This is a genomic window from Rhodococcus sp. NPDC055112 (assembly GCF_053607505.1).
The window spans coordinates 1-21,298 of the sequence record NZ_JBSGTR010000041.1; the positions used below are offsets into that span (position 1 = coordinate 1).

Consider the following 21,298-nt stretch of genomic DNA (forward strand, 5'->3'; position numbering starts at 1 on the left):
CGGTTGACGAGTCCGAGGACTCGTCAACCGCGCACGGGCGCGGAGCGCCTAGCTGACCTTGACGGTCTCGATCTGCACCGGGGTGTTCGGCTTGCCGCCGCCCGCGGACATGGAGCCGTCGTCGCCCTCGGCGGCGATCTTCTCGATGGTGGCCAGGCCCTCGTCGGAGATGGTGCCGAACACGGTGTACTGCGGGGGCAGCACCGAGTCCGCGTAGACCAGGAAGAACTGGCTGCCGTTGGTACCACCGGGACCCGAGTTGGCCATCGCGATCGTCCCGCGCGGGTAGAGCATGCCGCGCTTGGCGGCCGGGTCACCCTCGGCGAAGGCCGTGGTCGGGTACTCGTTCGCGAAGCGGTAGCCGGGGCCGCCGTTTCCGACGCCCGAGGGATCGCCGCACTGCAGCACCTGCAGGCCCTGGCCGGTCACCAGCCGATGGCAGGGGGTGTCGTCGAAATAGCCCTGCTCGGCCAGGCCGACGAAGCTGTTGACCGTGCACGGCGCCTCGGCGCGGTCCAGGGTGAGGCCGATCGGGCCCTGCGTGGTCGCCATCGCGAGGGAGACGGTGCCCGCGGTGGAGACGCCCTCGGTGCTCGGCGGTTGGACCTCCTTGGACGACTGGCCCGCAGGCGGGTACGAACAGGACACCGTCGCCGAGGCAGGAGCGGCCGGGGCAGGCAACGGCGGGTATCCGGACAGGTCCGGAGCCTTGCTCTGCTGGCTGGCCAACGTGCGCGTCGTCGGTGGGGTCGAGGAGCTGTCGTCGCTCGAGCAGGCGCTCGACGCCAGCAGCAGGCCGATGCCCGCCGCGGCCAGCACGCCCCGCCGGACGCTCACCGGGGCCCTCATGCCGCCACGCTCGCGGTCGTGATCTTGATCGGGAGGTTCGGCTTGCCGCCACCCGCGGGCATCGAACCGTCGTCGCCTGCCGACGCGACCTTCTCGATCGTCGCCAGGCCCTCGTCGGAGATGGTGCCGAACACCGTGTACATCGGGGGCAGCGGCGAGTCGTCGTAGACCAGGAAGAACTGGCTGCCGTTGCTGCCGGGCTGGCCGGTGTTCGCCATCGCGATGGTGCCGCGCGGGTAGGTGACGGACTCGCCGAGGTTCGGGTCGTCGGGGTTGTACTGATCGGTCGGGAACTCGTTCTCGTAGCCGTAGCCCGGGCCGCCGGTACCCATTCCGGTCGGGTCGCCGCACTGCAGGATCTTCAGCCCGCTGGTGCTCAGGCGGTGGCACGGGGTGTCGTTGAGGTAGCCCTGCTGCACGAGGCTGACCATGCTGTTGACGGTGCAGGGCGACTTCGCGCGGTCGAGCGTGAGGGGGATCGGGCCCTGGTCGCTGTCGAGGTTCACCGTGACGGTGCCCTCCGCGGGCACCCCGGTCCTGGTGGGGAGGTTCGCGGGCTTGGCGGGCGGCGTGCCGTCCGGCGTGTAGCCGCAGTCGACCGTCGCGGGCAGCGCCTGGGACCGGCCGGCGGGCATCACACCGGGAGTCGGTGAATCCGCGGCGGACGTCGAGGTGTCCGACGCCTCGGACGCATCCTCGTCACTGGTCAGGGAGTAGATGAAGGCGCCTGCGGCGACCACGAGTACGACCCCGAGGGCGGAGGCCCCGATGGTCATCTGCTTGCGCTTGCGGGCCCGCTCGGCTCGGTGCTCGAGTTGCCGTTCCAGCTTTCGCTTGGCGGCTTGGCGTCGCTGCTCATTGGTCGGCACTGCTGCATACCTCTTCTCCTCGGGCGAAGCCTCGGGCATTGTCGCGGTCTCGGGCGAAGCCTCTTCGCTCGCGACATGGCTTCGACTGGTCGCTGAGTGAGTCTGCCATCTGATCCTGAGAAGAGGCCGCATAGGCTGTATCCGGTCCTCACCCCGGACCGACACCCACGTCATTAGGAGCGATCGCCGTGCTCGTCACCGGATTCCCGGCCGGAGCGTTTCAGACGAACTGTTACATCCTCGCCCAGGACGGCGCGAGCGAGTGCATCGTCGTCGATCCAGGTCAGAACGCGGCCGAGCCGCTCATCGAGTTCCTCGCGCAGTCGTCGCTGACGCCGGCGGCGGTGCTGCTCACCCACGGCCACCTCGACCACACCTGGTCGGTCGAACCGGTCTGCGAGAAGTTCGGCATCCCCGCCTACATCCACCCGGAGGACCGCTACATGCTCAGCGACCCGCTGCGGGGGACCGGACCCGCGCTGGCCGCGATGCTGGGGGACGCGGAGTTCCACGAGCCGCGGGAGGTGATCGAGCTGGCCGACGGCGACGTCCTCGAGCTGGCAGGAATGTCGCTGACCGTCGATCACACCCCTGGCCACACCCAGGGTTCGGTGGTGCTCAGGACGGTCGCGGACACTGACGACGGACCTGTGCAGATCGCGCTGACCGGTGACACCCTGTTCGCCGGGTCCATCGGCCGCAGTGACCTGCCGGGTGGCGATCACGAGCAGTTGCTGCGGTCGATCGCGGCGAAGCTGCTGGTGCTCGCCGACGAGACGGCGGTGCTGCCGGGTCACGGCGGGTCGACCTCGATCGGACAGGAACGGGCGTCCAACCCGTTCCTGGTCGGACTGGCCGGATCCAATTAGGGGCTCGTGTTGTCTGATAGGAGAAACTAGACCCGTGAGCAAGCCCAGTAACACCGCATTTTCCGCCCCCAAGGGCGTTCCCGACTACGTGCCGCCCGCGTCCGCGGAGTTCGTCGCCGTCCGTGACGGCCTGACCCGCGCCGCTCGGCTCGCGGGCTACGGCCACATCGAGCTGCCGATCTTCGAGGACACCGGTCTGTTCGCTCGCGGAGTCGGCGAGTCGACCGATGTGGTCAGCAAGGAGATGTACACCTTCGCCGATCGCGGCGACCGGTCGGTGACGCTGCGACCGGAGGGCACCGCGGGCGTGATGCGCGCGGTGATCGAGCACGCGCTCGACCGCGGTCAGCTCCCGGTCAAGCTCAGCTACTCCGGGCCGTTCTTCCGCTACGAGCGACCGCAGGCGGGCCGGTACCGGCAGCTGCAGCAGGTGGGCGTCGAGGCGATCGGTGTCGACGACCCGGCGCTGGACGCCGAGGTGATCGCCATCGCCGACGCCGGCTTCCGCAGCCTCGGTCTCGAGGGCTTCCGGCTGGAGATCACCTCCCTCGGCGACGACAGCTGCCGCCCCCAGTACCGGGAGCTGTTGCAGGAGTTCCTGTTCGGCCTCGACCTGGACGAGGACACCCGGCGGCGCGCGGAGATCAACCCGCTCCGCGTGCTCGACGACAAGCGTCCGCACATCAAGGAGATGACCGCGGGCGCCCCGCTGATGCTCGACCACCTCTCGGAGGAGGCCAAGGCGCACTTCGACGAGGTGCTCGCGCACCTGGACGCGCTCGGGGTGCCATACGTGGTGAACCCGCGGATGGTGCGCGGCCTGGACTACTACACAAAGACCACCTTCGAGTTCGTCCACGACGGCCTCGGCGCCCAGTCCGGCATCGGCGGTGGCGGTCGCTACGACGGCCTGATGGAGCAGCTCGGCGGGCAGCCGCTGTCGGGCATCGGTTTCGGGCTCGGCGTCGACCGCACCGTGCTGGCCCTGGCGGCCGAGGGTAAGACCGTCGGCAGCCCGGCGCGCTGCGAGGTGTTCGGGGTTCCCCTCGGCGACGAGGCGAAGGCACAGATGGTCGTGATCGCGGCGCGGCTGCGCGCGGCCGGGATCCGGGTCGACATGGCCTACGGCGGTCGCGGCGTCAAGGGCGCGATGAAGGCCGCGGATCGTTCGGGGGCCAGGCTCGCTCTCGTGCTCGGCGAGCGGGACATCGCGGACGGCGTGATCGGCGTCAAGGACCTCGCGACGGGCGACCAGCGCCAGGTCCAGCTCGGCGAGGTGGTCACCGAGGTCGGGGCGATCCTCACCGATGGGTGACCCCGCCGGGTCGGTGCCCCTCGACCTCATTCCGTCGTCGCTGATCGCGCCCCGGCTGCGCAAGCTCGCGCTCGGCGCCGTCCTGCTGGGCGTCGTCATCGCGGTCATCGTCGGCCTCTTCGCCTCGGTCGGGATCGCGGTGCTCGTCGGCGCGATCATCGCGGTGCCGACCGCACTGTCGGCGCTGCTGACCCTGCGTCGGCGGATCTGGTTGACGGGCACCACGATCCACGCGCGCCACGGCGTGCGCACCAGGTCGGTGGACGCAAGCCGGGCGGTGAGCACCGAGGTGGTGGTGCGGGCGGCACGGGTCAGTCAGGTCGGCGTCCGGATCAGTGACGGCAACGCACTGATCTCGATCCCGCTGGCGCTGTACACCGACGACGGCGGTCGCGAACTCGACCTGCTCGGGCTGCGCTCGCTGGCCGATGCGCTGGATGCGGGCGAACTGGCCCCAGCGGTGGCCGTCGCCTCCGTCCTGATCGGGCAGCTGCGCGCCGAGGCGCGCGGTGCCGGGCTGGAGGAGCGGCCGCTCTACCGGGCGGTGCAGACCGCGCGCGAGGCCGGCCGCGTTCCGCAGACCGTTCTCACCGACCACGAAGTCGCCGGGCTGGCAGACTGATGCGGTGACCTCCGCTCCCGAGTCGACCCGCCGCCGTCGCCGCCCGATGGTCTGGGTCGTTTCCGCCCTCGCGGCAATCGCCGTCGTCGTGGTCGGGGTGTTGTGGGCGGCACCGACCCGCTATCTGCCCTGGGACACCACCGAATTCCCGGCGGTCGACCTGGCGGCGTTGTCGCCGGAGCAGGCGCGGGTCGTCACCCTCCTCGAGGCCGAGCACCGGAGCCAGCGGCCGGGGACCTTCTACGCCGAGGGCGTGGAGGAACCCTGGTGCGCGGATTTCGTGAGCTGGATCATGCGGGAGGCCCAGCAGCCGCTGTCGAACCCGAACTCCGGTCACTGGCGGATTCCCGGGGTCTACACGCTGCAGGCCTACTACGAATCGCAGGGGCGGTTCGAGCCGGTCGACGGCGGCTATCGCCCGGCGGTCGGTGACGTGGTGCTCTACAACAACCGCAGCTGGGTCGGCCAGCACACCAACATCGTGGTTGCGGTCGAAGGGGACACCGCAACGACTGTGGGCGGCAACGAGTTCGGCCGGATCCGGGTGCACACGCTCGACTGGTCGGGCGACTCCGCGGTGGTCGGGTTCGGCCGGCTCGCTTCCTGACCGCGTCACGTCATCGGGGAAAGTCGTGAGTGTGGCGCCGCCGGGGTCGGGGGTCACGGCGGCGCCACACGTCATTGGTACTGCAGCGCCGCGCCGATCGAGAGTGCTTTCCTACGACGCCGCAGGGTCGCTGCCGTCGGTCCTCGACGTGCACAGGAAGAAGGGTCTGTCGATGACCGCCACCCTCGAGGAGTTGCCGTCGATCGAGGTCGACACCACCGCAGCCCGGCGTCTGGCCGGCCGGTTGCGGTTCGCGTGCTTGCCGACCCTGGTGTCGCTCGCCGACTTCGACCACGAGGCCGCCCTGGGTGTCGACCGCAAGCTGATCACCGAGTTCTGCACCTGCTGGTTCCTCAAGGCCGCGATCAACGTGCTGCTCATCGGGGCCCGCCCGGGGTCGGCAAGACCCACCTGTCAATTGGGTTGGCCCGCGATGCCGCGCATGCCGGCCATCGCGCCCACTTCCCTCAGCTCGATGGGGTGCAACTCAAGGCTCATGCGAGAGACTCAGGTGGATGTGATGTGAACCCTTGGCCAACTGGGGGCGGACCCGCGACCTACGCCACCAATTGGCAACATAGGCCGCGGGTCAGTCTTCAGCTACGAGATGTGATCAGCAGTAGCCGATCTTCACCGCATTTCGGATGGCTCCGGCGTGTCCTGACACGTTGCCAATAGTTGCAACCTGGCCTGCCGGTACGCAGATTTGGTGGTCCGGGGCGAACAGGGTGTTGATGTTGATCCTGTGAGCGAGCAAATCACACGTGCGATAGTAGGCGAAGGTGACGCCCAGCCCATCCAGCTGCGTGTAGTAGCCGCACCGGACGGCAACGGCGGGGGTGGCGCTGCTCCCCTGGGCCGCGGCAACGCTCGGTGTCGCGACCGCAAGGCCACCGCCAATGCTCGCTGCCGCAAACGCCATCATCGCGGCACGCGTGAGCGAGCGAGACTTCAATACCGACATCAACTAAACCCCCACTGTCAGAATGTGAAACCCTCTACGTCCTATAGTCGGGACGCAACCTGGACGTCCGTCCAGACCGTAAGGACGGTAGTCCAGATTGCCTCGGATCGCCAGATTCGATTCCGAGCTGAGCGTCCAAGGCGAAAGACACTGCTAGCGCTCCTAGTTGGGTGCCGCCCAGGTGCCGTGAGGTTCCTTCGGATGTTGGACACCGAGATAGCGGGATCGATGATCCCGCTGGAAGGATGTTCAGATGTCTTGTACCCGTGGGTCATTGACGATCGAGTGCAAGGTTGACGCGGCCCATCGGGTGATCGATGTCGCACGATCGCCGACGTCGCCCGCGACCTCGGGGTCAACGATGGCATGCTCGGACGGTGGATCGCCGACGAACGCCGCCGCAACCAGTCCGCTGCCGCCCACGACGACCAGCCCCTAAGCCCAGCAGAACGCACCGAACTCGCCCGAATGCGCAAGCAGGTCGCCGAGCAGGAGAAGGACATCGCGTTTCTGAAAAAGGGCGTCGGCTGGGGGTATCTCCCTGGACGAAGTCCTTGGGAGAACTTTGCCGCGAATCAGCAGATGTGGAGCGTTTCGAGCTGATGGCTGCAGAGTGTGCGACCACTGAGATCATCGGATGGACCAACTTATGAAGGTATCGACCCCGGGTACTGCAGGCACGTGAAGTGTTCCACTGCAAGAGAACTGAGTTCTCAATACAGGAGGAGGGTGGAGCTGACGATCACGATTGTCGATCACCACCGGGCATCCGGTGGCGTCTACGGGCGTCTACGGCTCGCCGTAGATCACCGTGGACCTGCGGGCGCCCGGCGAGACGGTCACAGAGAAGAAGGCGGCCAAGCTTATGGCCTCGATCGGGATCGTCGGGATCAGCCCACGCACCTTGTCGTGAGTGTGGCGCCGCCGGGGTCGGGGGTCACGGCGGCGCCACACGTCATTGGTACTGCAGCGCCGCGCCGATTGGAAGTGATTCTCTCGAAAAGGGGGGAACAACTAGGGGGAAGGCCGCGATTAGGGGAATCGCAACGCGGCACGAATTCGGGTGGCATGGTCGACGGCCTCGCTGTCGTCGGTGTACCTGGTGCGGGGCCAGAAGAAGCCGCGTAACCCGTCGCCCTTGGTGCGTGGCACGATGTGCACGTGTAGGTGTGGAACGCTCTGCGAGACCACGTTGTTCATCGCGACGAATGAGCCCTGCGCGCCCAGCCCGGTGACCACGGCCTCCGAAAGACGTTGCGCGACCGTGAACAGTGGGGAGACCAGCCCGGCGGGGAGCTCGGGCAGGGTGGGGACGTGGAGCCGCGGCACCAGCAGCACATGACCCTTGAACACCGGGCGGTGGTCGAGGAAAGCGACGGTGTCGGCGTTCTCGAACACGACGTGGGACCCGGCCGGGGCGGCGACCACGTCGCAGAAGGCGCAATCGGTGCTCATGCGGACCTGGTCGCGGCCAGTAGTCGCTCGGCCTGGGCCCGAAGGGATTCGGCATCGTGCCAGCCCAGCACCCGCAGGCCTGCCTCGGCCAGCAGCACAGGCGACTGCTCGCCCGTGCCGGTGCCGCCGCCCTCGGTGTCGCTGCGCTCGTTGATCACCGTTTCCACGATCCGGAAGGGCAGGCCCGCGCGGGACTCGTCGTCGGCACCGAGCTCCGCGAGGACTCCGGCCGCGAGGTCACGGTATCGGCGGCGCAGCTGCCGGCGTTCCTCCCGGAATCGGGAGAAGCGCTCGGTGCGCAGCTCGGGCAGCAGGTACAGGGCGCCGAGGTTCCACCTGCCCGCCATCAACTGGCCGCTGTCGAAGAGGAGCAACGCGTACAACCGCACCGCAGCGGGCTCTGACGTCGCCGCGAGCCGGTTGGCGAGCTCCAGCGGGGCGGTGACCGTCTGCTCGAGGAGGGCCGCCAGGATGTCGTCCTTGGTGGCGAAGTGGTGGTACAGCGACGCCTGCCGCATCCCGACCATCTCGGCGATCTGCCGAGTCGACGTCGACGCGAATCCCTTGGTGGTGAACAGTTCCGCCGCGGCGTCGAGGATCTCGGCCTGTGCGGTGGGACCGGGCCTGCGCTGTTTCGTCAGGCGGGGTCGTCCTGGGCCTGCGTTGGTCACGCCTCCATCCTGTCAGTTCGCGGGGCGAGCGCGCGGTGGAAGATCGGCATCAGGGGCCGGGGTGACGGTTCACCGGAGCGACGGAACGGCGCCGAGTCGCTCGAGGCATCTGTCCAGTCGCGGACGCTCACAGCGGACAGATCGAGACGGAACGGGGTCAGCGCCGCCAACTGGTGCAGGAACAGCGTCGCGGTCCGGCCGTTGCCCTCGCGGAACGGGTGGGCGTGATTGAGGGTGGCGTAGATCCGCGCGAGCGTGAAGGCGAGCGCGCCCCTGTCGGGTGTCGCCCAGTCGGCGTCGGCGACATACCCGGCGACGAGGCCGAGATAGTCGTCGATCGCGGGGACCGGTGCGAACTCGTTGCCACGCTTGGTGATGTCGACGATCCGGGTCTGACCAGCCCACGCGAATACGTCGCCGAACACGTGCTGGTGGAGCTCGCACAGGTGGGTGCCGTCGAAGCCGGAACCGACATCCGGCCGGCCGTCGTGCACCTGGAGGATGCGAACGGCGGTCGCGGTGAACTCGATCGAACGCAGCGCGGCGCCGTCTCGGTAGTCGAAGTTGTTCCGCAGCACCCGGGTTCCCGGGACCAGGTACGGGTGACGCCGCAGGAACAGCCGTCGACGTGGCGGCACGGCGAGGCGAAAGGTGTCGGCCTCGGCGCGGCAGTTCACCAGGTAGCTGCCGACGGTGAGCTCGCTGAGCAACACGGCGACGAGATCAGCGATCTGGTCCGGGCGCGGCTCCCAGCCTTCGAGGCACTCGGCGGCGACGGTCTGGTCCACTGCGCGTGTCTGCCGTTCGTCGAGCCGGGTGAACAGTGCAGGCCAGCGTTCGGAGGGGTTCACGCGCCCGGGCCCGCGTAGGCGAGTTTGCGTTGCACACCCGCGATCTCGCGAACGGCGTTCGCGAGCAGACTGCGGTAGAGCGGGGTAAGCGAGGCGATGGTGAGGTCGTCGGTGACCGGCAGACCCTGTTCGAGCTGCTCGCACTGATGGCGCAGCCGGATCTGTTGCAGGACGTCGAAGGATTCCGCCAGGATCCGGGCGTCGTCGTCCGGTAGGAGCCCGGTGTCCGCCGCGGCCTGCAGGCGCGCGGGGGTCGATCCGGCGCCCAGACCGGCGGACAGGCCCGCCCAGCGCGCGATGTTGACGATCGGCATCACACCCTGCGACTTCAGGTTCACCGAATCGGTCCGTCGGGTGAGGACCTGGCGCAGCGAGTGGATGCGGACCTTGTCCTCGACTGCCTCGCGGAGCAGGAGCTTCATCGCCGAGGCGGTCGCCCCCGTCCTGGCCGAGACCTGCGCGGACAGGTCGAGGGCGTCGCTTCCCCAGGTGACCCGGCTGTCGGTGAGCAGGGAGATCATCAGGACTCCCTTGTCCTCGTACGGGTCCGCGATCCACTGGTCCGCGGCGTGCATCCAGGTCCCGGCGGACCGCGCGAAACGCGGTCGCGCGGCGGTGGCCCCCTTCTCGTCGGACGGGAAGCCGCACCGGTCGAGCAGGCGGTGCACCCGCGCGGCGGTGGCCATCAGTTCCGTCTCGGTGTCCGGCCGCTGGTCGTCGTCCGCCCACACCAGGGCACTGTCGACATCGGAGCCGGGCATCGCCTCGCGGCGGGCGACGCTGCCGAGCGAGAGCCACGTGAACGGTGTCCGGCCGGACCTCGCGGACCCGGTCTCCAGGTGCAGGGCCCGCGCGGCGGTGGCGTCCACGATCACAGAGAGGATCGCGGAGACGTCAAGCGGTGCGACCCTCGCCCGCCAGAGACCGAGCACCAGCTCGGGTACCTGCGCGGTGGCCGCGACCAGCGCATCCGGGGTGGCGGCCCTGGCCACGGCGGCCCGGAGCAGGAACCCGCTGCGGGTCGCGGTGGCCAGCAGGTCACCGTCCTCGAGGACGCCGAGCAGTGCACCCGTCTCGGACAGCACCGGCACATGCCGCACCCCGCGTTCGAGCATGTCCATCAGGACATCCGCGCCGAGACGGTCCGCGGGAACGGTGCGTGCGGGTGCTGTCATCACGGCCGAAACCGGTGTGTGGGTGCCGAGCCCGGCGGCCACCACACGCCTGCGCAGGTCGCCGTCGGTGAAGATCCCGTATGAGCCCCCGGCCAGCGGGACGACGACGTAGCGCCTGCTCTCCCTGGTCATCAGCTCGGCCGCCTCGCGGGCGGTGCTGTCCGGGGGACAGGTCAGGGCGGGTCCGCGCAGCAGCTCGCCCGCCCGGCGCATCGCCGGATCGCGAACGACCAGCGGGGCGGGTCCGCCACCACCGTCCTTGCTCTGTACGGCCTTCATGGCCACATCCTTCCAGGACTCGGTGTTCCGATGCCGCAGGCGGCGGAGGTGAGCAGTTCGCAATATCGGCGTAACGAATGACATTGAGACGCAACGGAAAGCCCGAACCTCGAAACGTGCGGGACACCCATGCGAGCTGGTCGAACGGAAAACTATCAACTGACAGATACTCCGCCGCCCGCCTCGCAGGAGAGCCCATGACGACCGTCGCATCTCAGTCCCAGGACCACGACGACCTGGCGGAATTCGGGTACGAACAACAGCTGCACCGGTCGCTGGGCAAATTCGCCTCGTTCGCGGCCGGCTTCTCCTTCGTCTCGATCCTGACCACGATCTTTCAGCTGTTCGGTCTCGGTTTCAGCTTCGCCGGACCCGCGTTCTTCTGGACCTGGCCGTGCGTGTTCATCGGCCAGTTCATGGTGGCCCTCTGTTTCGCCGAACTCGCCGCCCGCTACCCGATCTCCGGCGCGATCTACCAGTGGTCGAGGCGAATGGGCGGCGAGCTCGTCGGGTGGTTTGCCGGCTGGTTCATGATCCTGGCCCAGATCGTCACGGCCTCCGCCGCGGCCATCGCGCTCCAGGTCGTGTTGCCGACGGTGTGGAGCGGATTCCAGATCGTCGGCGAGGACAGCGTGCTGACCTCGCTGAGCGGCGCCGCGAACGCGGTGCTGCTGGGGTCGGTGCTGCTGGTGCTGACGACCACCATCAACTGCATCGGCGTCAACTGGATGTCGCGAATCAACAACATCGGCGTCACCTGCGAGATCATCGGCGTCATCGCCGTGGTCGGGATGTTCTTCACCCACGCCCAGCGCGGGCCCGACGTCGTGTTCGACACGGGCGAGGCAGGCACCCAGCCGGGGTACATCTGGGCCTGGATCGTCTCCGGGCTGATGGCCGCCTACGTGATGGTCGGATTCGGCTCCGCGGGCGAGCTCGCGGAGGAGACCCGCAATCCGCGCCGGGTCGCGCCCCGCACCATCCGGCTCGCGCTCTCGGTCTCCGCCATCGGCGGCGGCCTGATGATCGTCGGCGCGCTGATGGCCGCGCCGAGCCTCACCGACGGCCGACTCGCCACCGAGGGCCTGCCGTACGTGCTGACCTCGATCCTCTCCTCGCCGTGGGGGACGCTGCTGCTGATCGACGTCGCCATCGCGGTGTTCGTGTGCACCCTCGCCATCCAGACCGCGGCCTCGCGGCTGATGTTCTCGATGGCCCGCGACGGTCGACTGCCCGCCTCCACGGTGCTGGCCCGGGTCAACCCCCGCACCGGGACCCCGATCGCGCCCTCCGTCCTGATCGGCCTGCTGTGCGTGGCGGTGCTGGCCGTCAACGTCGGCAACTCCGCGATCTTCACCACCCTCTCGAGCGTGTGCATCGTGCTGATCTATCTGGCCTACCTCATGGTGACCGTGCCGTTGCTGGTGCGCAGGCTCAGCGGCTGGCCGAGCGGCGGGCCGCAGGTGGACGCCGAGGGACGCCTGCTGTTCTCGCTCGGGAAGTTCGGGATCCCCGTCAACATCGCGGCGGTCCTCTACGGCGCGCTCATGGTCGTCAACCTGTCCTGGCCGCGCGCCGAGATCTTCAACCCGACAGGCGAATTCCCCCTCCTGCAATGGGCCGCGCCGCTCACCGTCGCGGCGGTGGTGCTCATCGGAGCCCTCTGCTACCCGCGCGGCAAGGCCGTACCGAACCCCGTCACGATCGGAGCCTAGGCAGTGACCAGCACTGACATGAACACGAACACCACGACCGCTGCCCGTGCGCACGCCCGCGCACAGGCGGGCGAGATCACCGATTCGATGCCGGTGCTGCCTGCATCCCGGTGGCCCAGCCCACCGGATGGTGTTCCCGCCGAACACCTGACCTGGGCGGAGACCGTACCGGGTGGCCGCTACACCTCGAAGGTGCTGGCCCGCGGCACCCGGCTGCGGCTGCGTGACCTCGCCGGGTCCGCGTGCGCGAACCTGCTGCTCTACCGCGCTGACGCGCCGTGGGAACGGCTCAACGCGGCCGACACGGTGAAGGTGCCCTGGCAGGCCTACCTCGGTACCGGGCACCCGCTGCTCTCCGATCAGGGGCGGGTCCTGGCCACGATCGTCGCCGACACCTCCGGACGGCACGACGCCTTCTGCGGCACCAGCAGCCTGGCCGACAACCTCGCCCGGTACGGAGAGGGCGCCGCGCACTCGGGCGCCCCCGCGGGCCGGGAGCTGCTGACGCTCGCCGCCGCGAAGCACGGCCTCGCCCCTCGCGACCTGCCACCGGCGCTGAGCTTCTTCCACGGCGTCCGGGTCGAGGCGGACGGTGCCCTCACCAGCACCGGGAATGCAGGGGCCGGAGCGGGACTCGAGCTGCTGATCCACCTGCCGGTGATCGTGCTCATCGCGAACACCGCGCACCCGCTCGACCCGGCGCCGACGTACCCGACCACCTCCCTCGAGGTGCTCGCATGGGAGGCGGTGGCCGATCTCGGCGCCCTGACCAACGAGGACCCCGAGTACCGGCGGGCGGTTCTCAACAGCGAAGACGCCTGGGCCGCCGGACAGTTCGGAAAGGACGCATCATGACCTCCACCCTCGACATCCCCGCCCTCGTCCCTGGCACCGTCGTTCTCGACGAGACCGTCGGCGCCCGCGGACCGTGGTCGGCGATCGTTCGCGCGGGCGACGTTCTGACCATCGTCGACCTGCACGGAAACCAGGCCGTCGACAGCCTCTTCTACGCCGCCGCCGACCACGCCGTCCGCTACTCGGCCGCCGCGACCGTTGCCGCGCAACGCAACCTCTTCCTCACCACGGGAAGCGTGCTGCGGGCCGACGATTCGAGCGCGCTCATGACGATCGTCGCGGACGAGGTCGGCAACCACGACACCGTCGGCGGCGCCTGCTCGCAGGAATCGAACACGCTGCGCTATGGCCACCACACCAAGCACCAGCATGCCTGCGTGGAGAACTTCCTGGCCGAGGGCGCGAAATGGGGCCTGGGGAAGCGTGATCTGGTCTCCAACATCAATTTCTTCATGAACGTGCCTGTCGACGCCGACGGCACCCTCGGGATCGTCGACGGGCTGTCCGCGCCCGGCAAGCGGCTCGCCCTGCGGGCCGAGGTGGACACCCTGGTGCTTGTCTCGAACTGCCCGCAGATCAACAACCCGTGCAACGGCTTCGACCCGACCGAGGTCCGGATGATCGTCACCCGGCCTGCTGGGGTGAACCGGTGAACGCCGTCACCGTGCAGCGGCCGGGAATGCTGACGGCAGTGCAGGACTGGCCCGGTCGGGTGGGGTACTGGCAGATCGGGGTGCCGCCGTCGGGGCCGATGGACGACCTGTCCTTCCGGCTCGGCAACGTCGCGCTCGGCAACGACGAGGGCGCCCCCGGCCTCGAGTGCACCATGGCAGGCCCAGCCCTGCGGTTCGCGGAGGCGACGACGGTCTGCGTGACCGGCGCGCCGACGGCCGTCACGGTCGACGGCAGGCCCGTCCCGTCCTGGCAGGCGGTCGCCGTGCCCGCGGGCGGCGTCCTCGACGTCGGCGCGGTCAGCGGTCCCGGCCTGCGGATCTACGTCCTGGTCCGGGGTGGACTGACCGTGCCGGACTACCTGGGCAGCGCCGCGACCTTCACCCTGGGGCGGTTCGGCGGCCACGAGGGCAGGACCCTGCGCGAGGGCGACGCGCTCGTCGCAGGCGGCGGAGCATCGAACCCGGCTGCCGCCCAACCCGTTCCGATGGAACACCGGCCGGTGATCGGGGGCCACTGGGAGATCGCGGTCACCGAGGGTCCGCACGGGGCGCCGGAGTTCTTCACCAGGGAGGACATCGACACCCTGCTGGCCACCGACTACGAGGTGCACTTCAACTCGGACCGCACCGGCGTCCGGCTGATCGGGCCGAAGCCGGACTGGGCACGCACCGACGGCGGCGAGGCGGGACTGCACCCGTCCAACATCCACGACAACGCCTACTCGGTCGGCGCGCTCGATTTCACCGGCGACACCCCGATCCTGCTCGGGCCCGACGGCCCCAGCCTCGGCGGTTTCGTCTGCCCGGTGACCGTGGTGGCCGCGGAACGATGGAAGCTCGGCCAGCTCAGCCCGGGGGACACCATCCGGTTCGTCCCCATCCGCGCGGCCCACGCCGCGTCGAGAGGCGAACTGGGACTGGGTCGCCGGGCCAGCCTGTCGACTGTCTTCGGACGGGGCGGCGACGGTGACGACGGGGTGATCGCCAGGCGGGACGGGGCGACCCCGGTGACCTACCGGCGCTCCGGTAACGACAACGTGCTCGTCGAGTACGGCGACATGAGCCTGGACCTGGCCCTGCGTGCGCGGGCACACGCCCTGCACCAGCGGCTCGAGGCGGAGAAGCCGGCGGGCCTGCTCGACCTGACCCCCGGAATCCGGTCGCTGCAGGTTCGCGTCGACCCCGACGTGCTGCCGGTCCCGAAACTGATGGGCCTGCTCGCCGAGGCCGAGGACCAGCTCCCCGAGGCCTCCGAACTGGTGGTGCCCAGCCGCGAGGTCCGGATGCCGCTGTCCTGGGACGACCCGTCCACCCGCGAGGCGATCAAGCGGTACATGCACGGCGTCCGGGCCGACGCGCCCTGGTGCCCCTGGAACATCGAGTTCATCCGGCGGATGAACGGTCTGGAGTCGGTGAACGACGTCTTCGAGACCGTCTTCGGCGCGCAGTACCTGGTCCTCGGGCTCGGCGACGTCTACCTCGGCGCGCCGGTGGCCACCCCGCTCGACCCGAGGCACCGGCTGGTCACCACCAAGTACAACCCGGCAAGGACCTGGACGCCGGAGAACGCGGTCGGGATCGGCGGCGCCTACCTCTGCATCTACGGGATGGAGGGTCCCGGCGGCTACCAGTTCGTCGGCCGCACCACCCAGGTGTGGAACCACCGGCACCCCCAGCGGTCGGGACCGTTCGAGGAAGGCACCCCGTGGCTGCTGCGGTTCTTCGACCGGATCAGTTGGTATCCCGTCGAACCCGATGAGCTGCTGGAGTTGCGCGCCGAGACGGCCGCGGGCGGAGCGGGCGGGGTCCAGATCGTCGACGGCAGCTTCTCGCTCGCCGAACACGACAGCTTCCTCGCGGACAACGCCGAGTCGATCGACGCGTTCCGGGCCACCCAGGCCAGGGCGTTCGGGGCCGAACGCGAGGCCTGGTCCGTGGCGGGGGAGTTCGCCAAGACCGAGGCAAAGGAGGTGGCCGCATGATGGCGGTGGAACGGGTCGTGGCGGCGTATCGCGCGATCGAGGCGGCCGACCGGCCGGAGATCTGGATTCACCTGCGCCCCGAGCAGGAGGCGGTGGCGGAGGCGGAGGCGGTGGACCGGCGCGCCGACGCTCCGCCCTTGCGCGGCACGGTGCTGGCTGTCAAGGACAACGTCGACGTGGCGGGGATGCCGACCACCGCCGCCTGCCAGGAGTTCGCCTTCTTGCCGGGATCGGACGCCGAGTCGGTTGCCGCCCTGCGGGCCGCGGGCGCGGTGGTGATCGGGAAGACGAACCTCGACCAGTTCGCGACCGGTCTCGTCGGTACCAGGAGCCCGTACGGCGCGGTGCGCGATTCCCTTCGCCCCGAGTACATCTCGGGCGGCTCCAGCTCGGGCTCCGCGGTGGCGGTCGCGCTCGGTCTCGTCGACCTCGCGGTCGGCACCGACACCGCCGGATCGGGGCGGGTGCCCGCCGCCCTGCAGGGGATCGTCGGGATCAAACCGACCTACGGGGTCGTCTCCGCCGAGGGAGTCGTGCCGGCGTGCGCGTCCTACGACTGCGTGACGATCTTCGCGCCCGACCTCCACGACGCCACCCGGGCAATGGCCGTGCTCGCCGCGGGTGCGCCGGGCCGAGCCTGGCCCGCGGACGTTCGGCTGGCCGCGCCGCCGCGGCCGCGGGTGGCCGTGCCGCGCGAGCTACCCGGCCTCGATGCCGACTGGGCGGCGGCGTTCGGCGTGGCGGTCCGCGCGCTGGCCGAATCCGGCACCGAGATCGTGGAGATCGACCTCGACCCGTTCCTGGCGGCGGCCAGGCTCCTCTACGACGGGGCGCTGGTGGCGGAGAGGTATGCGGCCGTCGGGGAGTTCGTGGACTCGCGGCCCGACGCCGTCGACCCGACCGTGCGGGCGATCGTCTCGCCTGCAGGCGAGATCGAGGCGCATCGGCTGATCGCCGATCGAAACCGTCTGACGCGGCTGCGCGCCACGGCGATGGCGCGGTTGGAGGGCATAGACGCCCTGATGATCCCCACCGCGCCGGAGCATCCGACCATCGCCGAGGTCGCGGCCGACCCGATCGGGGTGAACTCTCGGATGGGGACCTACACCAACTTCTGCAATCTCTTCGACCTGTGCGCGGTGGCGGTGCCCGCCGGGAGCGCGGGACCCGCGCACTTCGGGGTGACCGTGCTGGCGCGGGCCTTCGAGGACGCGGTCGCGGCGGACATCGCGGGGATGGTGAGCGGTTCGGTGGTCGAGGGATGGTCGGCGGCGGCCGCGCCGACGGTCGAACTGGCGGTGTTCGGCGCCCACCTGCTCGGCCAGCCGCTCGAGCATCAGCTCACCGCGCTGGGCGCCCGCTGGCTCGGACCGGTGTGGACAGCGCCGAACTACCGGCTCACGGCCCTGGACACCGTGCCCCGCAAGCCCGGACTGATCCGGGTGGCCGACGGCGGGGTGTCGATCGCGGGGGAGAAGTGGCTGCTCTCCCCGGCAGCCCTCGGGCGCTTCCTCGCCGCGCTGCCGACACCGATGCAACTCGGCGCCGTCGAGTTCGACGACGGGAGCTGGGGGACCGGGTTCGGTTGCGATCACGCCGCGGCGTCAGGCGGCCGCGACATCAGTGAGTACGGCGGTTGGAAGGCGGCGCTGGCTGCGGGGGCGCTCGGCTGAGGGGCCGCTGGTCTCGCGCCCTCGACGGGTGGCCGCGCGCCTGCAATGGTTGAGGTGTGACTCGAGGAGGTGAGCATGATGGACGTGAAGCAGTGGTCGGTGAGCGTCGTCATCGACGAGCACGACGGCCGAACGCGGGCCAAGGCACGGCTGGGCGCGGGCGACAAGCCCGAGATGGTCGGCGTCGGGTTGGCCAGGCTCAACCCGGAGGACGCCGATGTCCCGGCGATCGGCGACGAACTGGCGACCGCACGTGCACTGGCGGACCTGTCCCACCAATTGATCGAGGCCACCGCGGCCGATATCGAGGAGGTCACCAAGCAGCCGTCGAATCTCTACAGCTAGGCCCGCGCCGCTCGCCGTGGCGGTCCTGCTACGAACCGGGAACGGCCGCGACGCAGCGGAACCCGATGTGACTCATCCCGGTGTCGATCATCTGCGGCCTCCTGGCCGCGGGCCGATACCGTCGGCAGTAGCTGTCCGCGCACAGGAACGAGCCGCCCTTGATCACCTTGCGGGGAACCAGGAACTGTGGCTGGCGGGGGTCGAAGCTCTCCGACCGGCCGGGACCGCGCGGGTTGCGGGGGGCGCAGCACGACTCCGTCGTGTCGGGGTGCCGGTCCGAGTACCAGTCCGCGGTCCATTCCCACACATTGCCCGCCATGTCACAGAGGCCGTACTCGTTCGGTGGGTAGCTGCCGACGGCGGTGGTGGTGCCGTATCCCGGCTCGGCGCGCCACGGGAAATCCCCGTGCCAGTAGTTCGCCAGCGGACTGGATCCGGTTTCGGGGTCGTCGCCCCAGGTGAAATCGGTGCCGTCGAGGCCGCCCCGCGCCGCCGCCTCCCATTGCGCCTCGGTGGGCAGCGACCGGCCCGCCCACCGTGCATACGATTCCGCGTCCTCGTGCGCGACATGGACGACGGGATGCTGCTCCAGGCCTGCCGTCGACGAGCAGGGGCCGGTCGGGTGCTGCCACGACGCACCGACGGTCCAGGTCCACCACTGGCTGAGGTGACGGAGGTCGACGGGACCCGGCGTCGGCGTGAACACCATCGAGCCCGGTTGCAGGTTCGTGGCGGGAGCCCCTGGGAACTCGGCGGGATCGAGCGGGCGTTCGGCGACCGTGACGTAGCCGGTGTCCCGCGTGAATCGCGCGAACTGCGCGTTGGTGACCTGGTGGGTCTCGATGGCGAAGGCGTCGACCGCGACGCGATGCGCCGGGCCTTCTTCCCGGTAGTGCCGATCCGAGCCCATCGAGAAGGTCTGGGCGGGGACGCGCCGGACCTCGGAGACGATCTGGGTTTCCAACGAAGCCTTTCCTACTGCCTGATCAGGTGACGGCCGACGAGAAGACGTCCGTCCAGTCGTTCTTCATGCTCACCACGGTCCAGTTCTTCTCTCGTGCGTGATCGAGGGCCTGCTCGGCTCCTGCGACGTAGTCGAATTCGCGTTCGGCGTCGTCGTGCAGGATCAGGGCCCGCAGGGACGGGCGGTCGGGCTGCCCCGAGAAGGCGAGCATGGGCAGGTCGCCGTTGGAGTTGCCGACCGACAGGATCGGCCGACGCCCGATCCGGCTCCAGATCCGGATCGGTTTCTCCGGTCCGTCGTCGAAGAAGTCCATCGCGGCCTTGTAGAGCAGGTCCGTTGCCTCCGCCCCCTCCCGGTACGAGAGGCCGAGGGCGCTGCCGATGATGCGTTCCGGCGGCACCCCGTAGAGCTCGCCCGCAACCGGGCGCATGAAGTCCCGATCACCGCCGGACGCGATGTAGTTCACGAAGCCGTTCGCCTCCAGGTAGCGCAGGAGCTCGACCATCGGCGCGTATCCGCAGCCCCGGTAGGGGCGGCCGAGCGTCGGGTGGTCGGCACCGGCGAAAAAGGCGCGGACCCGAGCGTCGTAGTTCTCCACCGTGACGGAATCGAAGGCCTCGGTGACCGCGCCCATCAGCAGCTTCAGATCGCCGTCGTCACCGTTGTAGTGCTTGACCATCGCCGCGCCGAGCCACCGGAGGTCGTGCTCGTTGGCCGCCTTCCAGGGTTGCTTCTGCTGGAGCGCCGGATCAGCCGCGGCCATCTCGGCGAAGCGCCGGACGGTGAAATCGAGCTGGATGGGCATCGGCTTCTCGCACCAGAGCGTGCCGTCGTTGTCGAAGACGGCCACCCGGTCCGTTGGTTCGACGAAGTCGGGGCCGCCAACGGTGGTGACCCGCTCGACGAAGTCGACGATCGCTGACCGGGTCGATCCGTCCGCCCATGAACTCAGATCTGCCCCCACGCCGGTCAGTCCCTCGCCAGGAAGGCGTGCAGCTTCGCCACCGCGTGGTCGATGGTGAAGCTGGCCGGTTCCTGCCTCGGGGGGAACTCCTTGAAGGTCTCGAGGAACTGACTGGTGATGAAGGTGCCGTAGATGGTGATGTAGTCGTGGTCGAGGAACCAGTCCCAGTAGGTGTTCGAGGTGATGTCGGCCCGCTCGAATGGGTCGGTGCGCAGGTTGAACACCTTGGGTACCCGCAGCGCAGTGAACGGCTCCGCCCACAGCCCGAGAGTGCCCTGCGCCCGCTGCTCCATGAACACGATCTTCCAGTTGTCGAAACGAATACCGAGCACGTCGCAGTCGTCGGAGAAGTAGATCAGCCCCCGGCGTGGGGACGTCTCGACCTCGCCGGTGAGATACGGCAGCAGGTTGTAGCCGTCGATGTGCACCTGGAACGTCTTCTCGCCTGCGGTGTGCCCGGTCTTCAGTTGCTCGACGACCCCGGGCGCGCCCGCGGCGGCCAGGAAGGTCGGCAGCCAGTCGTGGTGCTGGACGATCTCGTTGGACACGCTGCCCGCGGGGATCTTGCCCGGCCAGCGGATCACCTCGGGAATGCGGAAGGCGCCCTCCCAGTTGGTGTCCTTCTCGCTGCGGAACGGCGTGGTCGCGCCGTCCGGCCAGGTATTGGCGTGTGGTCCGTTGTCGGTGCTGTAGATGACGATCGTGTCCTCGGTGAGGCCCAGCTCGTCGACCGCGTCGAGCAGCCTGCCGACATGCTTGTCGTGGTCGATCATGGTGTCGTGGTACGGCGACTGCCAGTGCCCGGCCTGGCCCACGCTCTCCGGTTTCGTGTGGGTCCGCAGGTGCATGTGCGTGGTGTTCATCCACACGAAGAACGGTGTCTCCGATTCCTTCTGCCGCGTGATGAAGTCGATTGCCGCGGAGACCGTCTCGTCGTCGATGGTCTCCATCCGCTTCTTGCTCAGCGGCCCCGTGTCCTCGATGCGTTGCTTCCCGAGCGGTCCGTAGCGCGGATCGACCTCGCCTGCGTCCTCCTCGGTGGCCCAGCAGTGCAGGACACCGCGCGGGGCGACGAGCTCGTGGAGTTTGGGATAGTCGAGCGCGCTGGGGAAGTCGGGCAGCTCGGGTTCCTCCTCGGCGTTGAGGTGGTAGAGGTTGCCGAAGAACTCGTCGAACCCGTGCACGGTCGGGAGGTACTTGTTGAGGTCGCCGAGATGGTTCTTCCCGAACTGCCCGGTGGCGTACCCGAGCGGCTTGAGCAGCTCCGCGATGGTGGGGTCCTCGCCTGACAGCCCGATGTCGACACCCGGGATACCGACCTTGCTCATGCCGGTGCGGTACACGCTCTGACCCGTGATGAACGAGGCGCGACCCGCCGTGCAGCTCTGCTCGCCGTAGGAGTCGGTGAACTTCATGCCCTCGTCGGCGAGGCGGTCGATGTTCGGTGTCCGGTATCCCATCAGCCCGTCGCTGTAGCAGCTGAGATTGGTGATGCCGATGTCATCGCCCCAGATCACCAGGATGTTTGGTTTGCTGTCCGCCATCGTTCGCTCCTCGCGTGTGCGGTCGGATGCGTTCGCCCGGTGCCGATATGAGTCCG

21 protein-coding genes and 1 pseudogene are annotated in these 21,298 nt (G+C 69.2%); 12 read left to right on the forward strand and 10 right to left on the reverse strand.

All coding sequences use genetic code 11. The annotated features are described in order from the left end of the window. Positions 1–48 precede the first annotated feature (48 nt). Positions 49–849, reverse strand: a complete 801-nt coding sequence (locus tag ACWFRB_RS17675) for a peptidylprolyl isomerase (RefSeq protein ID WP_452642409.1) — start codon at positions 847–849, stop codon at positions 49–51. Continuing rightward, positions 846–1,718, reverse strand: a complete 873-nt coding sequence (locus ACWFRB_RS17680; RefSeq protein WP_452642410.1) for a peptidylprolyl isomerase — start codon at positions 1,716–1,718, stop codon at positions 846–848. The genes ACWFRB_RS17675 and ACWFRB_RS17680 overlap by 4 nt, the downstream gene beginning before the upstream one ends. Before the next feature lie 188 nt (positions 1,719–1,906). Here ACWFRB_RS17680 and ACWFRB_RS17685 point away from each other — a divergent pair, with 188 nt between their 5' ends. From ACWFRB_RS17685 to ACWFRB_RS17705, 5 genes and pseudogenes are all read left to right on the forward strand, one after another. After that, positions 1,907–2,587, forward strand: a complete 681-nt coding sequence (locus ACWFRB_RS17685; RefSeq protein ID WP_452642411.1) for an MBL fold metallo-hydrolase — start codon at positions 1,907–1,909, stop codon at positions 2,585–2,587. Between the two features lie 34 nt (positions 2,588–2,621). Continuing rightward, a complete protein-coding gene (gene hisS / locus ACWFRB_RS17690) occupies positions 2,622–3,902 on the forward strand; it encodes a histidine--tRNA ligase (RefSeq protein WP_452642412.1) in 1,281 nt (426 codons plus the stop codon). Then, positions 3,895–4,524 carry a hypothetical protein gene (locus ACWFRB_RS17695; RefSeq protein WP_452642413.1) on the forward strand — a complete coding sequence of 210 codons (630 nt, stop codon included), beginning with the start codon at positions 3,895–3,897 and terminating at the stop codon, positions 4,522–4,524. The genes hisS and ACWFRB_RS17695 overlap by 8 nt, the downstream gene beginning before the upstream one ends. A gap of 46 nt (positions 4,525–4,570) precedes the next feature. Next, complete coding sequence (locus ACWFRB_RS17700) at positions 4,571–5,131, forward strand: CHAP domain-containing protein (protein ID WP_452642445.1); 561 nt, start codon at positions 4,571–4,573, stop codon at positions 5,129–5,131. Positions 5,132–5,243: 112 nt separating this feature from the next. Beyond that, a pseudogene (locus ACWFRB_RS17705) lies at positions 5,244–5,629 on the forward strand (ATP-binding protein); the annotation flags it as partial. Positions 5,630–5,744: 115 nt separating this feature from the next. Here ACWFRB_RS17705 and ACWFRB_RS17710 read toward each other — a convergent pair. Then, positions 5,745–6,095: a hypothetical protein gene (locus tag ACWFRB_RS17710; RefSeq protein ID WP_452642452.1), complete on the reverse strand. Its 351-nt coding sequence runs from the start codon at positions 6,093–6,095 to the stop codon at positions 5,745–5,747. Positions 6,096–6,422: 327 nt separating this feature from the next. On the opposite strand from ACWFRB_RS17710, the gene ACWFRB_RS17715 reads away from it, so the two are divergent. Next, on the forward strand, positions 6,423–6,698 hold the full coding sequence (locus tag ACWFRB_RS17715) for a hypothetical protein (protein WP_452642446.1): 276 nt from the start codon (positions 6,423–6,425) through the stop codon (positions 6,696–6,698). 429 nt (positions 6,699–7,127) lie between these two features. On the opposite strand, the gene ACWFRB_RS17720 is transcribed toward ACWFRB_RS17715, so the two are convergent. From ACWFRB_RS17720 to ACWFRB_RS17735, 4 genes are read right to left on the reverse strand one after another with little or no spacing between them, the layout of a single operon-like run. Further along, complete coding sequence (locus ACWFRB_RS17720) at positions 7,128–7,550, reverse strand: HIT family protein (RefSeq protein ID WP_452642414.1); 423 nt, start codon at positions 7,548–7,550, stop codon at positions 7,128–7,130. Beyond that, the gene (locus ACWFRB_RS17725) at positions 7,547–8,221 is read right to left on the reverse strand and encodes a TetR/AcrR family transcriptional regulator (protein WP_452642415.1); all 675 of its coding nucleotides are present in this window, start codon (positions 8,219–8,221) and stop codon (positions 7,547–7,549) included. The genes ACWFRB_RS17720 and ACWFRB_RS17725 overlap by 4 nt, the downstream gene beginning before the upstream one ends. Beyond that, positions 8,218–9,072 carry a Fic/DOC family protein gene (locus ACWFRB_RS17730; RefSeq protein ID WP_452642416.1) on the reverse strand — a complete coding sequence of 285 codons (855 nt, stop codon included), beginning with the start codon at positions 9,070–9,072 and terminating at the stop codon, positions 8,218–8,220. The genes ACWFRB_RS17725 and ACWFRB_RS17730 overlap by 4 nt, the downstream gene beginning before the upstream one ends. Next, positions 9,069–10,526: a putative nucleotidyltransferase substrate binding domain-containing protein gene (locus tag ACWFRB_RS17735; RefSeq protein WP_452642417.1), complete on the reverse strand. Its 1,458-nt coding sequence runs from the start codon at positions 10,524–10,526 to the stop codon at positions 9,069–9,071. The genes ACWFRB_RS17730 and ACWFRB_RS17735 overlap by 4 nt, the downstream gene beginning before the upstream one ends. A 197-nt stretch (positions 10,527–10,723) precedes the next feature. Between ACWFRB_RS17735 and ACWFRB_RS17740 the strand changes: the two genes are divergently transcribed. The 6 genes from ACWFRB_RS17740 to ACWFRB_RS17765 all read left to right on the forward strand — a co-directional run bounded on the left by ACWFRB_RS17740 (position 10,724) and on the right by ACWFRB_RS17765 (position 17,770). Then, positions 10,724–12,241 (forward strand): amino acid permease, encoded by a 1,518-nt coding sequence (locus ACWFRB_RS17740; RefSeq protein ID WP_452642418.1) that lies wholly within the window; start codon positions 10,724–10,726, stop codon positions 12,239–12,241. A gap of 18 nt (positions 12,242–12,259) precedes the next feature. Next, positions 12,260–13,096, forward strand: coding sequence for an urea amidolyase associated protein UAAP1 (locus tag ACWFRB_RS17745; protein ID WP_452642447.1), 837 nt, complete (start codon positions 12,260–12,262; stop codon positions 13,094–13,096). Continuing rightward, positions 13,093–13,749, forward strand: coding sequence for an urea amidolyase associated protein UAAP2 (locus ACWFRB_RS17750; protein ID WP_452642419.1), 657 nt, complete (start codon positions 13,093–13,095; stop codon positions 13,747–13,749). Before ACWFRB_RS17745 ends, ACWFRB_RS17750 begins: the two co-directional genes overlap by 4 nt. A 26-nt stretch (positions 13,750–13,775) precedes the next feature. Next, complete coding sequence (locus ACWFRB_RS17755) at positions 13,776–15,752, forward strand: 5-oxoprolinase/urea amidolyase family protein (RefSeq protein WP_452642448.1); 1,977 nt, start codon at positions 13,776–13,778, stop codon at positions 15,750–15,752. Further along, positions 15,752–17,425, forward strand: coding sequence for an allophanate hydrolase (gene atzF / locus ACWFRB_RS17760; RefSeq protein ID WP_452642449.1), 1,674 nt, complete (start codon positions 15,752–15,754; stop codon positions 17,423–17,425). Before ACWFRB_RS17755 ends, atzF begins: the two co-directional genes overlap by 1 nt. A gap of 78 nt (positions 17,426–17,503) precedes the next feature. Continuing rightward, positions 17,504–17,770, forward strand: coding sequence for a DUF1876 domain-containing protein (locus tag ACWFRB_RS17765; RefSeq protein ID WP_452642450.1), 267 nt, complete (start codon positions 17,504–17,506; stop codon positions 17,768–17,770). A gap of 28 nt (positions 17,771–17,798) precedes the next feature. Here the strand turns inward: ACWFRB_RS17765 and ACWFRB_RS17770 are convergent, their stop codons facing one another. Genes ACWFRB_RS17770 through ACWFRB_RS17780 form a run of 3 tightly spaced genes read right to left on the reverse strand, consistent with a single transcriptional unit; the run spans position 17,799 to position 21,242 of the window. Next, complete coding sequence (locus ACWFRB_RS17770) at positions 17,799–18,734, reverse strand: formylglycine-generating enzyme family protein (protein ID WP_452642420.1); 936 nt, start codon at positions 18,732–18,734, stop codon at positions 17,799–17,801. Between the two features lie 22 nt (positions 18,735–18,756). Beyond that, positions 18,757–19,698, reverse strand: coding sequence for an HAD family hydrolase (locus tag ACWFRB_RS17775; protein ID WP_452642421.1), 942 nt, complete (start codon positions 19,696–19,698; stop codon positions 18,757–18,759). 5 nt (positions 19,699–19,703) lie between these two features. Further along, entirely contained in the window at positions 19,704–21,242 is a 1,539-nt protein-coding gene (locus ACWFRB_RS17780; RefSeq protein ID WP_452642422.1) for an arylsulfatase, read from the reverse strand. Between the last annotated feature and the right edge of the window lie 56 nt (positions 21,243–21,298).